Genomic DNA, 13,623 nt, shown 5'->3' on the forward strand with positions numbered 1-13,623 from the left:
TTATTAGAAAGTAAGGTTCACTCCGATAGATGCGTTGAAAGAACGCGGATATGCAGACCAGTCGAATCCGGGAGTCAATACGGAATTACGAGTTGATACTTCGGGGTCCGGACCGGAATATCCTGTGATCGTAGCGATGTTTTCAGCGGAAACAAATATTCTGGCAGAACTGATGAATGCTTTTCTCAACAACTGTGCCGGAAAGTTATAACCTAAAGAGATTGTTTTCAGTTTCAAAAACGAGCCGTCTTCCACATAGAGAGAACTGTATTCGTTTGAACCGAGGGCATTTGCACGAGGCATATTGCTATTCGGATTTTCGGGACTCCAACGGTCGGCATAGGACGCAAACATGTTGGTGTTCTTCTTCTTGGCGGGATTTTCAAAGACCATGCGGTTGGCATTCAGGATATCATTTCCTAAACTCCATTGCAAGAAAATACTGAGATCCCAGTTCTTATAGGTAAAACTGTTGGTGAAACCACCGGTACATTTGGGCAGACCGTCGCCGATGGTGGTGCGGTCGTCGTCATTGATGACGCCGTCGCCTGTATCAGGGATACCGTCGCCATTGGTATCTATGGTAGGGATATCTCTATATTTGGGGTCACCGGGTTGGCAGCCTTTCACGTATGAAGCGATACCGTCTTTCAGGGTATATACTTTTTTGCCATTGCCGTCAGTGGTAATGTCAAAGTCCGATTCTTTGTAGGTGCCTTCATAAATGAAACCATACATCTTACCGGCCGATTCACCGATGCGGCTTACGTATGCGGGCATGGTTTTGTACTTGTTGTCCCAGCTTATATAACTTGTAATTTCACCTTTACCTTCCGTCAATGCGGTAATCTTGTTAGAGTTGAAAGCTATATTGAAGTTGGAAGTCCATGAGAATTTCTTGTTCTTCAGATTAATCGTTTCCAACGTAAGTTCAAAACCTTTGTTCTCGAGTTTACCGACGTTGAGAGTGGCGCTGGAGAAACCTGAGCTACCCGGAACATCTGCCTGGAGTAACAAATCTTTAGTGGTTTTTATATAGTAATCGGCAGTCACGTTGATACGTCCGTCGAAGAAACCCAAATCCAAACCAAAGTCTATTTGTTCGGTAGTTTCCCATTTGAGTTGTGAATTGGCTTTGTTGGCAATGTGGAAACCCGGAGTAAATGTTCCATTCCAAGGATATTTGTACACGTCATCGCTGGTAATCAGTTTGGCCATGTAGTCAAAGTCTCCTACACGGTTGTTACCTGTTTGACCGTAGCTGACACGCAGTTTACCATTAGACAGCCAGGAAGCATTTTCCGATACAAAAGCTTCGCGGCCGAAAGCCCATGCTGCAGACGCAGAAGGGAAGTATCCCCAACGATTGTTTTTCGGGAATTTGGAAGAACCGTCGGCACGCATAGTGGCATTGAGGTAGTATCTGGAGTCGTAGTTGTAGTTGATACGACCGAAGTAAGACATCATTTTACTTTCTCCCTGATTGCTCTCTATGGTTTGGTTGGTACCCTTATCCAGCCCTGCCATGCCGAAAGACTCATTACTGATATGTTCGGTCGCTACTGAATGAGCATAATCGCTGTTCTTCTGTAAGCTTAAACCTGCCAGTACATTCATGCTATGACGCTTTTTATTGAACTGATAGGTCAATGTGTTTTCGTTCAGATAGCTTCTGAATTCATATTGGTACAATTTGGCATTGATACCCTTACTTTGCGTGTTGGAAGGATGGGAGTTACCTGTACGGGTATTAGGACCGTTGAATTCTTCTTTCTTTATATCGCGGCTCGAATAACCTGCTGCAACTTTAAGTTTCAAGTTCTTGACGATTTCATACTCTGCGCTCAAGTTGGCTTGTAGTGTATTAGTAATATTTCTGCGATACTCATTCTTGGCCGACAATACAGGGTTGAAGCGATAGTCCTCTGCCATATCGATGTCGGTGTCATAAATTTCTTCCATTAAGTCGGTGCCTGACGGAGATACCGGACGATACGCCCACACACTGTACATGAATGCGGTAGACATGGAACTGGTGTTGTTCGAAGGATTAGGCCCGTTCTGTTTTGTGCTGGCAAAGTTTGCGTTGGCATCTACCTTCAGTCTCTTGTTGAATTGCTGGCTGAGGTTGACACGTCCCTGGTATCTGCTTAAGTCCGAATTGATGATGACACCTTGCTGGTTGTTGTAAGATACGGAAGTAGAATATTTCAAGTCGCCGGCATTACCGTTCAAGAGCACATGGTGATTGTGGCTTAAAGCTGTACGGTAAATCTCCTTCTGCCAATCGTAGGATTTGAAATTGCGGTAGTCTTCCAGTGTGATGCCATCTTTCAGATACATATTGTTGAAATCATCTGTACCCATGATTTCTTGTTGGAGTTTCACGAATTCATATCCATTCATCATTTCAGGTGTATTGTTCACCAGACCTACCGTGAAACTTCCGTTGTAGGAGATGGTCGGTTTCCCTGATTTACCTTTTTTTGTAGTGATGATAACCACACCGTTGGCACCACGCGAACCGTAGATGGCGGTGGCGGAAGCGTCTTTCAAAACGTCAATGGATTCAATATCATTCGGATTTAAGGAGCCCATGTTAGAGGTCTCTTGGGGGAAACCGTCGATAACATATAAAGGCGCTGTACTTTGTGTTAATGAACCGGCACCACGGATCACAATATTAAAGTTGTCGCCCAGTCCACCGTCCGTAGATGAAACTTGCACACCGGCAATACGTCCGCCTAAAGATTCGGCAACGTTGTTTACTGGAGTTTTAATCAACTCCTTGATGTCTGCTTTAGCGATAGAACCTGTCAGGTCTTTGCGGCGGACATCACCATAACCCACTGCCATAACCACTACTTCTTGTAGTTGTTGTGAATCCTCTTTTAAGTTGATGGAAAACTTCTGCTGATTGTTTACCGGAACTTCTTGTGTTTGATAACCAATGAACGAAACGACCAAGGTTCCTTTGGAAGATACATTAGATAATGTGAAGTTTCCGTTGCTGTCAGTGATACAACCGTTGCTTGTACCCTTTACGAGGACTGACGCACCGGTAACCGGACCGAAATCATCATTCACAGTACCGGAAATGTTCAATCCTTGTGCATTAGCTTGCGTTGCAAATAGGACACAAAGTAACATAATACTCAACGTCCTTAAAAAGATTAGTTCCTTTTTCATACATATTAGTTTTATTAATTAATAAGGTTGTTGGATTGTAAATTTCACCTTACGGTGCAAAATTGTAGCACAAATATATTCGGATGATACTAAAAATGTATGATGTAATCGTTCATAAATAATCCAATTTTGTACATGAAGTATGGACTGGAGATACTCTGTGAGCTGATTTTATCTTAATATTATGAACTAATTTTAATAGGAAGGGGGGCAAAACACTGGCACAACCTTTATCATGCGTAAAGTTGTGTTGTTTTGCCCCCTTACAAATATTAATAAAATATTTTATTATTACATATTCGAAATTAGGTGTACTTCAGGACGTATCTGAGCTACGTGGGGTAGATTGAAATGTTATTTATACAATTCCACATCAAAGCTTGCTGCATCCCTACACATGAAACGTAGCACTGTCTGTTTTTTATCAGTAGAGACAAGTTTGCAGTAAGGAGTTTCAGCCACTTGCCACTGTCCTTTCAGAGTAACGGTAACGGGTATTTCGCCGCTGTCATTGTTTATCCACGGACGAGAATAGATACTACGTTCAATGCGCTTTCCGTCCTTATCAAAGGCCTCGTCACTCGGGCCGCGATATAGAGCAAGATCCGGTTGGGCCACAGTTAACATGAGTTTGTCTTTGTTCTCGCGTATCATAACGAGACAAGAAGTATCGGCTTTCTGCAATAATCCTTCCACAGGTAGTTTCCGGGGAGCCTCAAACAACACGTAGGAAGTCAGGTTGTCTGTCAATGAATGGACGATATGCGCATTGCGGTCTTGTTGAAGAACTTTGTAAGTAGGTTTTTGGGTGAAAGCTTGCAAAGAAGCTATATCGGTATGAGGCAACACGGCATATTCATACGAAGCGCCCTTAGGTGCCTTGCCATGTTCCAAGACGAGTGACACCCAATCACCGGAAGTAGATTGGGTACTACGTTCGCCTACCGTCACTTGCGGAAAGTTCTTTTCATACCGGGCATTTACGACGGATGCTTCGGAAAGGTAATATCCTACTCCATTCGGATCTATATAAGTACGTCCGTCACTCTGATAATTCTTCCAATAACGATTTGTTTCGGGAGTGGTGGCAGCCAGTTGGAAAACAGTGGTTTCCGTAGGATATTCAGTATTTGTATTTTCTATATCAGTTCCGAGACATACAATGGTACCATCAAAGAAGTGAAAGGATTTGCGCGCACGATGCGAACCGTTGTACTTGTCATGTTCGTGCAGCTTCATTCCGAAATTACCATTGATACGTGCTTGAGACAACCCACCGGCAAAAGCCTCATCAGAATAAAGCATTTCTTCCATTCCTGAAAAAGTGTCTACATTCAACACTTTAGCTCTTAATTGGTCGAAAGGCAGATGGATACTGGTTACTCCCGGAATACGATTCCAGTCGAAACCGTTTTCTTGCCAACCGCTAGTACCGAAAGTGACCATATCACCGGGTTTCCCAGTTAAGATTTGCATACTGCCATGTGCCAGATAACGGCCGTAGAAATTAGCGGGAAGGTAGTGTTCGGCAGCCCAAAGATAACGGGAATGTCCACGTACCACTGCTGCCCAATTATCTCGACGTTGAACGGATACACAACCATAACCAAGCGCAAGATTACCTTGTGGATCAGGTTCGGGACGAAAACCTTGCTTTTCCAGCAGTTTTTTCATTTCCAGTTCCTGTCTGGTAGAAGACTTTGGTAGATAATCGGGAATATTCTTATCCGGTGTTTCTGTATAAGAGACCAGGCGCAGGTAAGCTGCGGCCATTTCAGGATCATATTTTTGTTTACCATCCGGTGTACCGGCAATCGCCATAGTAGCATACTGAATGGGCACCAACTGGCCTTTCCCATTAGGATGACGGCCGGACATGGAAAGTGGCCATTGCTTCAGATTACAATAGAAACGCATCGTGAGGAGTACGTTCTTCACTGTTTCGTGCGCTAATTCGGAAAGTTTGAATTCTGTACCGCTCAGCAGATAAATCATACTCGTAGCACCGTCCAGCCCGCCTACCGCATATGCAGGATAGTTATTGCGGTGATGAAAACATGCTCCGTCTTTCTTAAAAGAACCTTCCAATCCTAATGCCGGACGACATCCGTAGTCTAGCCAGCGGGATAAAGAACGCAAATATTGCAATTTCTCCGGTGTATCTTCCATAATCAGAATACTGGCAACACGACCTTGTAACTTCGTATTAAAAGTATCTATATCAATGCCGTTGACTATCGGTTTAGGATATACCTCGTTCGTAATGGCATACCAGTTCAATGTTCGTTCCGCCTCATCCAGTTTACCCGCTTCGCGCAATACATCCTTCATCAGGAAATAAGAAACAAAAAGTCCGCGCATGCTGTATCCATAATGATGGATATTGCCCCAGCAACTGCCGTATGCCACCCCTTGATCGGTAATATGATCGTACATAGCAAGAAACTTCTGCTGTAATTCTTCCTTAAACGCGGGCTGCGTAGCGTTATTATAAGCAACAGCAATACGTTTCATCAGGTCGAAGTATTCTTTCATCTCCATACCCAATTGGGTAAACATATTCTTATCCCAGTCAGAAGACATACGCTCGTATGCCTCGGCCTGCCGCACCATAAAAATGGGTAATCCACTGACTTTGCCATCTCTGTAGATAATCCGATAATGGTCATATTTCTTACGGATGGACTCCATTTCTTTTTCCGTAAATTTGGAAGGCGTATAGAGCATATTACGAAAACGGTCTTCCATTATCCGTATATCCTGCTTTTGCTTTTCGCTGATAGGCGCAAGAGCGATCTCCGGTTTCCAAAGAGAATGTTCATAGATAACCAACCAATGATTAGTCGTTCCTTTGTTCACAAACGGGACCTGTACGTCGGCTGATTGCTGACGGGCATCCACCTTGCTGGCGGTGATGATATGATCCAGGAACAGTTTTCCTTCCACATCCGGCGCGATGATACGTATTTCATTCATCCCTTCTTCAGGCACGCCATCCATGTCACGTTCATAACATACCCATGCGGCACGCCATCCGGTGAAATTAATTCCAAAAGGAAAAGAGGTACATTTCTTGCCGTCTTTCAAGAATTCGAATTCTATTTTCTTGTCTTGTGCCTGCTCGTTGTATACCCACACGATAAAAGCGGAAAGATAAGTATCTTTTCCTGTGGGATCTTTCTTCTCAAACTTTAGATCTTTCTTAATCGTAAGGACTGCTCCGGGCCGGAATTGCCAACTCAGACTCTGGTGCCCGTCTTTATAATGTTCATTACTAATGCTCAACTTGGAATTTGTTTCTGTAATGAAAGCCGGTACTTTTACCTCTTCAAAAGAAAGCAAACGTTCGTTTTTCATTACTTGGGCTCCGCCTTTCATCGGCATCCACATAGTAAGGAGCATACTTGCTCCTATTGTCCACTTATTAAATTGTATCATGTTAGTTTATTTAAGGTTGTCTATCCTAATATACTCTGAAATAAAGATTGTAGTCGCATATTTCAAGGTATTAGTAATATCTACTAATTTTGCACTATACAAAGAAAACCCTCTTTTGGGAATAAGAGAGATACAAATCGTTCAGAAGAAGTATAAAATTGTAATTATTTGAATTTTCATGCTATAATCCGCTTTCAGCCGTTCCGGTTTTATCCGCAAACGCTTTGCTGGCCGGAGATAGCGGCTGAAACCGGAAAATATTGACCCTTGCAGGAAGATGCTGTAGGCAAGGGTGAGTGCTTTCAGCACTTTCAGCTTTTTTCAGGCTTGCCGGTAAAACTATATATTCAGCGTGGTGGGTATATATACACACCATGCTGGAACTATATGTCCACCACGCTGGATATATAGATTCACCACGTGGGTAAAAGTAAGGTGAAATGTGGGCTTATGCCTGCTTGCTCGTGGGCTGGAACACACCAACATGTGGGCTGAATAAAACAGAGCCTGTATTTAGATAAAACAGAGCCTCTGTTACAATGAAATGCAGTCTTCGTTTTGTTATAACGGAGCCTCTGTTAGAAGGAGTCAGCGTTGTACATTTTTGCTTTCAGGGGTGTCTTCAGGAAAAAATGCCGATGAAAAGGGGCTTTTTTGAAGAACTGAAGGCTGAAAGCGTTTTTTCTATTTTGATAGTTAGTAGGAGATTTGTTTGTAACGAGTAGAAGAATGGCTTGGAACAAGTACTACACTTGATGAAATGATGTAGAAGATTTCAGTCGTTTCCCTCATTATTACCTTTGAATAGTGAAAAAAAGTAATAAGAACAAAGAATATTTAAAAAAATGGCTATAAAATTAGGGTAGCAAGAGACTTACGTGTATTTATCATTGTATTACGACAAGCATCTTATGTCTAATTCTAAATAAATAAAGCATGAAAAACAATCATTCTCTTTCTTCGCAGTATCTCAAGTTTATCGCATTACTAGTATTGTTATTACATCCCATTTCGTTTCTTTCCATACAAGCATCCGAAACTTCAGGTATCCTTCGGGCGGAAAAGGTAAATCCGACCACAGTCGATGTGCTGTTTACAAACAACCAGCGAATGACTATCGACTTCTACGGAGAGAACATCTTCCGTATTTTTCAGGATAACTCCGGAGGCATCATTCGTGATCCCGAAGCGAAACCTGAAGCGCGAATACTTGTCGACCAGCCCCGCCGCAAGGTATCCGGCCTTGCACTGGATGACAGGGACGGCCGTATCATCCTGACTACCGGAAAGGTACGGATTGAGTTCGACAAACAAACATCCCTGATGAAAGTCTTTAACCTTGAAACAAACGTATGTGTCATCGAACAAACTGCCCCGGTGGCATTCAGCCCGAAAGAAGTGACCGTCACCTTGAAAGAACAGCCGGACGAATATTTCTATGGCGGCGGCGTACAGAACGGGCGCTTCTCCCACAAGGGCAAAGTGATTGCCATCGAAAACCAGAATAGCTGGACAGATGGCGGAGTCGCTTCCCCCACCCCTTTCTACTGGTCAACAAAAGGCTATGGAATGATGTGGTACACCTTTAAGAAAGGCCAATATGACTTTGGAGCAACAGAAAAAAACGTAGTGAAACTATCCCATAATTCTTCTTACCTTGATTTATTTTACATGGTCAACGACGGAGTCGTCGCCCTGCTGAATGATTTTTACCAACTGACGGGAAATCCAGTCCTGCTGCCCAAATTCGGTTTCTACGAAGGGCACCTCAACGCCTACAACCGCGACTATTGGAAAGAGGATGAAAAAGGAATCCTCTTCGAAGACGGAAAACGTTATAAAGAAAGCCAGAAAGACAATGGCGGTATCAAAGAATCCCTGAACGGTGAAAAAAACAACTACCAGTTCTCCGCCCGTGCCGTTATCGACCGTTACAAGAACTATGACATGCCCCTCGGCTGGCTGCTTCCCAACGACGGCTACGGCGCCGGCTACGGACAGACGGAAACGCTGGACGGCAACATCGCCAACCTGAAAAGTCTGGGCGATTATGCCCGTAAGAACGGAGTGGAAATCGGACTTTGGACACAGTCCGACCTGCATCCGAAGGAAGGCGTAAGCGCCCTGCTGCAACGTGACATCGTGAAGGAAGTACGCGACGCAGGTGTACGTGTACTTAAAACCGATGTAGCTTGGGTGGGAGCCGGATACTCCTTCGGGCTGAACGGTGTAGCCGATGTAGGACATATTATGCCTTATTATGGCAATGACGCCCGTCCCTTTATCATCTCCCTTGACGGTTGGGCAGGCACGCAGCGTTACGCAGGCATCTGGTCGGGAGACCAGACAGGCGGGGTATGGGAATATATCCGTTTCCACATACCGACTTATATCGGTTCCGGCCTTTCCGGACAGCCCAATATCTGTTCGGATATGGACGGCATCTTCGGTGGCAAGAATGAAACAGTCAATATTCGTGATTTCCAATGGAAGACATTTACCCCCATGCAGTTGAATATGGATGGCTGGGGCGCCAATGAGAAGTACCCCCATGCTTTAGGCGAACCGGCTACATCCATCAACCGGATGTACCTGAAGCTGAAATCCGAATTAATCCCCTACACATATAGTTTTGCCAAGGAAGCGGTGGACGGAATGCCGCTGATCCGTGCCATGTTCCTGGATTACCCGAATACGTACACCTACGGGCCTGCTACGCAGTACCAGTTCATGTACGGCACGGACTTCCTCGTAGCTCCCGTCTATCAGAACACCAAAGCCGACGAGAAAGGCAATGATATCCGTGACGGTATCTACCTGCCCGAGGGAACCTGGATTGATTACTTTACCGGTGAGAAGTACGAGGGCAACCGTATCCTCAACAACTTCGATACCCCGATTTGGAAATTGCCCGTATTCGTGAAGAACGGCTCTATTATCCCGATGACCCACCCCCACAACAATGTCAGCGAGATAGACCCGTCCCTGCGCATCTATGAGCTTTATCCGAACCGCCATACCGCCACCGTTGAGTATGACGATGACGGCGTGACGGAAGCTTACCGCCAGGAGAAATCCGTATCTACCTTGATTGAATCCGACGTGAATGCCAAAAAGAATAACCTGACGATTACCATTCATCCGGCAGCCGGCAACTTCGACGGCTTTGTGAAAGATAAAAAGACGGAACTGCGTATCAATGTCACCGAAAAGCCGAAGAAACTGTCAGCTAAGATAAACGGCAAGACAGTGAAACTGACAGAAGTGAACACAGCCGGCGACTTCCTGAAAGGTGAAAATGTCTTCTGGTATGAAGAAGCACCGAATCTGAACAAGTTTGCCACAAAGGGTAGTGAATTCGAGAAAGTAACCATCACGAAGAATCCGCAGGTGCGTGTAAAACTGGCCGCTACCGATATTACCGCCCATCAGACCACAGTAAACGTGGAAGGCTTCCGCTTTGAACCTGCCGACCGTTATCGTGTAAGCACCGGTGCTCTGACAGCTCCGCAGAACGCACAGGTAACGGAAGAAAACCGGGAAGCATATACCCTGAAACCAACTTGGGACAAGGTGACCAATGCCGACTTCTATGAAATCGAGTTTGGCGGAATGCTCTACACAACCATCCGTAACACTTACCTGCTGTTTGATGGTCTGGAAGCTGAGACGCCTTATTCTTTCAAAGTACGTGCAGTCAACAAGGACGGCGTTTCCGACTGGGCTGAAATTCAGGTTACAACGAAAGCAAACCCATTGGAATTTGCCATCCAAGGCATTGAAGGCGAATCTACCGCTCCTTCACAGGGAGGATTCGGTGTCAACCGCTTGTTCGACTTTGCCGAATCAGGTGACAACTGGCATACGAAATACCGTGCCAACGCCATTCCTCTGGATTTGGTTATCGACCTCAAGACTGTTAACCAACTGGATAAATTCCACTACCTGCCACGCACCGATGCCGGAAACGGTACGATACTGAAAGGTTCCGTGTCTTACAGCATGGACAAGGAGCACTGGACGGAAGCCGGAGCATTCGACTGGAAACGTGATGGTGAAGTGAAAGTCTTTGAATTTGCCAACCATCCTACCGCACGTTATATCAAGCTCAATATAACGGCAGGTGTGGGCAACTACGCTTCCGGTCGTGAACTCTACGTATTCAAAGTGCCCGGAACAGCCAGCTACCTGCAGGGAGATATCAACAATGATGGCAAGATTGACCGCAACGACCTGACTTCTTATATGAACTACACAGGTTTGCGCCGTGGTGATTCGGATTATGAAGGTTATATCAGCAAAGGTGATATAAATATGAACGACCTGATAGACGCTTATGACATATCCGTAGTAGCCACCCAGCTTGAAGGCGGTGTCGGCAGAAAGGATACGCTCAAAGTATCGGGTTCTTTGTCAATCAGCACCCCGAAACGGCTGTATCAGAAGGATGAAATCGTTGAAATTCGTGTCAAAGGCAATGACCTGAAAGCAGTGAACGCACTTAGCTTTGCCTTGCCTTACGACCAGAATGACTATGAGTTCGTAGGTGTAGAGTCATTGAATATGAAAGCAATGGAAAACCTGACTTACGACCGCTTGCATACCAACGGCGTGAAATCCCTCTATCCTACGTTTGTCAACTTGGGAAAACAGGAATCATTGAATGGTTCGGAAGACCTGTTTATCCTGAAATTGAAAGCGAAACGTAAAGTGAAGTTTGAATTGACTTTAAAAGACGGAATATTGGTTGATAAGGAATTGAGGATGCATCAGTTCTAATGATTGATGCATCATACCATTCCTGAATAATTCATTTTATTTTTCTTGTAAAATGGTTAGGGAAGCAAATAGTAGATTCGGAGTACAATCTCCGTATTCTACTATTTGCTTTGTTTTTGTTATTTATTGTTTTCAGATATTCCTATTTGATTCAGATACTCAGTATGTAAGAAGTCAGAATGTTCGTACGGTACTTCGTTCTCCCGGTTTGAGAACTGCCCAGTTGTTGTTATATTTGAGCAGTCCGTTCTTCTTCTTTTGGAAAAATAAAATCAAGTCTATTTCCGGTTTTGGATTAATTTTGTAGTTTTACGGACGTATCAGGAAAAAGAGGGTATAATCGTAAAATGTAATCATAATATGGAATGTAAAATACGTTGTTGGCGGATAGAGGATGCAGAAGATATTGCAGAGACACTGAATAATAAGAATATACTGGATAACCTGCGGGATGGCATCCCCTTTCCATATACAGTGCATGATGCAAGGGAGTTTATACAGGCAATGAATGCTGCCGATTCGGAAAGTACGTTCTCATTTGCAATAACTGTCGATGATAAGGCAATAGGTAGCATAGGTGCCTTCCGCCAAAGCAACATACATTCGAGAACTGCCGAAGTGGGATATTACATTGCAGAGCCTTATTGGGGGCAAGGTATCGGTACAAGTGCTGTGAAACAAATATGCGAATATGTCTTTCAAAATACGGATATAATCCGACTGTTTGCCGAACCTTTTGCACATAATGCCTCTTCTTGCCGCATCCTTGAGAAATGCGGGTTTGAGTTAGAGGGGACATTGAGGAAGAATGCGGTAAAAAATGGTGTTGTGGTGGATATGAAGATATACTCAATTCTGAAAGAATGAATCCCGGATTCATCATGTAAAAGATATATGTCGGACTCTTATGGGCTAGCCCGGTTATATGCTAATACCCAATTGAGTGTATCAGGGCTTTGCATCCTTTGTGATGCAGTGATTGGATTAGACTGAATATAAAGGTGCAAATTGGAATGAAGCATGATATTGTAAAGATTAGTCTGTTATCGCCTATCTATCTCAACTATTTACCTATACAATTCTGAATGACTTTCATTTTTTTTGCTTACTTTTGTAGTTGTAATAGTACGATATATAGATAGATATTAAAATGCATCTTTTTTGCATAACCAATCAATCTGTTTTTCGTAACTCAAAATAGAGTATAGAAATTATTATGGCTAAACCTTTTATAAAATGGGCTGGTGGTAAAACACAATTGCTAACGCAATTTGAACGCATCCTCCCTAACGACCTTTACGAAGCAAACCCTTTTACATATATAGAGCCTTTTGTGGGTGGGGGAGCGCTATTGTTTTATATGTTACAAAAATTCCCCAATATAGGTCGTGCAATTATCAATGATGTGAATCCTAATCTTACCACTGCCTATCGAGTGGTAAGGGATATGCCTGAGCTTCTTATTGCAGAATTGAAAAGGCTTCAATTAGAGTTTCATCAACTCAATAGTGAAGAAGCAAAAAAGGATTATTTTCTAAATATCAGAAATTCCTATAATGTGGAACAACATGATGATGTTATAAAAACAGCCCTATTTATTTTCTTAAACCGTACTTGTTTCAATGGTTTGCATCGTTTAAATTCTAAAGGGCATTTCAATGTACCTTTTGGGAAGTATACTAAACCAACCATTTGTGATGAAGCTTTAATTATGGAAGATAGTTCTGTGTTGCAGAATGTTGAAATTCTCTGTGGTGACTACTCTCAAATAGAACGATTTGCCGATGACAATACTTTTGTTTATTTCGATCCGCCTTATCGTCCACTTAGTGTGACTTCAAGTTTCACATCTTATTCAAAAGAGAGTTTTAATGATGCCGAACAAATACGCCTGGCTCAATTCTTTGCTCGATTAACAAGGTTAGGTTGTAGGATGATGCTTAGCAATTCTGATTGTAGTTCACATAATCCAAGTGACACATTCTTTGAAGAATTGTATGGCAATTATATAATTGAAAGGGTTTATGCTTCTCGTAGCGTTAATGCAAATGCATCAAAGAGAGGTAAGTTGACAGAAATTTTAGTCAGAAATTATGAATCTGCTGGAATACAGCCTGAGGATGAATTTCAGTTTGCTATTTAAACAATTAATATCTTATGCTATGGAATTTTTAAATCAAAAATCTAAAGACTTAGTGAATGTTTTCACCACCAATC

General features: G+C 43.3%; 5 protein-coding genes. 3 read left to right on the forward strand and 2 right to left on the reverse strand.

Annotation, left to right across the window (positions count from 1 at the left end):
* Positions 1-3 precede the first annotated feature (3 nt).
* Positions 4-3,189: a TonB-dependent receptor gene (locus AB5443_RS16115; RefSeq protein ID WP_022137334.1), complete on the reverse strand. Its 3,186-nt coding sequence runs from the start codon at positions 3,187-3,189 to the stop codon at positions 4-6.
* 354 nt (positions 3,190-3,543) lie between these two features.
* On the reverse strand, positions 3,544-6,627 hold the full coding sequence (locus AB5443_RS16120; RefSeq protein WP_277130047.1) for a chondroitinase family polysaccharide lyase: 3,084 nt from the start codon (positions 6,625-6,627) through the stop codon (positions 3,544-3,546).
* A 936-nt stretch (positions 6,628-7,563) separates the two neighbouring features.
* Between AB5443_RS16120 and AB5443_RS16125 the strand changes: the two genes are divergently transcribed.
* From AB5443_RS16125 to AB5443_RS16135, 3 genes are all read left to right on the forward strand, one after another.
* A complete protein-coding gene (locus AB5443_RS16125; RefSeq protein WP_277130045.1) occupies positions 7,564-11,406 on the forward strand; it encodes a TIM-barrel domain-containing protein in 3,843 nt (1,280 codons plus the stop codon).
* 360 nt (positions 11,407-11,766) lie between these two features.
* Complete coding sequence (locus AB5443_RS16130; protein WP_301885802.1) at positions 11,767-12,273, forward strand: GNAT family N-acetyltransferase; 507 nt, start codon at positions 11,767-11,769, stop codon at positions 12,271-12,273.
* Between the two features lie 349 nt (positions 12,274-12,622).
* Positions 12,623-13,549: a DNA adenine methylase gene (locus AB5443_RS16135; RefSeq protein WP_277130041.1), complete on the forward strand. Its 927-nt coding sequence runs from the start codon at positions 12,623-12,625 to the stop codon at positions 13,547-13,549.
* The last annotated feature ends 74 nt before the right edge of the window (positions 13,550-13,623 follow it).

The sequence above is a fragment of the Bacteroides sp. RTP21281st1_H5_RTP21281_210402 genome (assembly GCF_040918965.1).
In the GTDB taxonomy this organism is placed as follows: Bacteria; Bacteroidota; Bacteroidia; order Bacteroidales; family Bacteroidaceae; genus Bacteroides; species Bacteroides congonensis.

What these genes read in the sequence shown, in the direction of transcription:
- AB5443_RS16115 (WP_022137334.1), bottom strand. Translation starts at nt 3,189, where the DNA reads ATGAAAAAGGAACTAATCTTTTTAAGGACGTTGAGTATTATGTTACTT.
- AB5443_RS16120 (WP_277130047.1), bottom strand. Translation starts at nt 6,627, where the DNA reads ATGATACAATTTAATAAGTGGACAATAGGAGCAAGTATGCTCCTTACT.
- AB5443_RS16125 (WP_277130045.1), top strand. Translation starts at nt 7,564, where the DNA reads ATGAAAAACAATCATTCTCTTTCTTCGCAGTATCTCAAGTTTATCGCA.
- AB5443_RS16130 (WP_301885802.1), top strand. Translation starts at nt 11,767, where the DNA reads ATGGAATGTAAAATACGTTGTTGGCGGATAGAGGATGCAGAAGATATT.
- AB5443_RS16135 (WP_277130041.1), top strand. Translation starts at nt 12,623, where the DNA reads ATGGCTAAACCTTTTATAAAATGGGCTGGTGGTAAAACACAATTGCTA.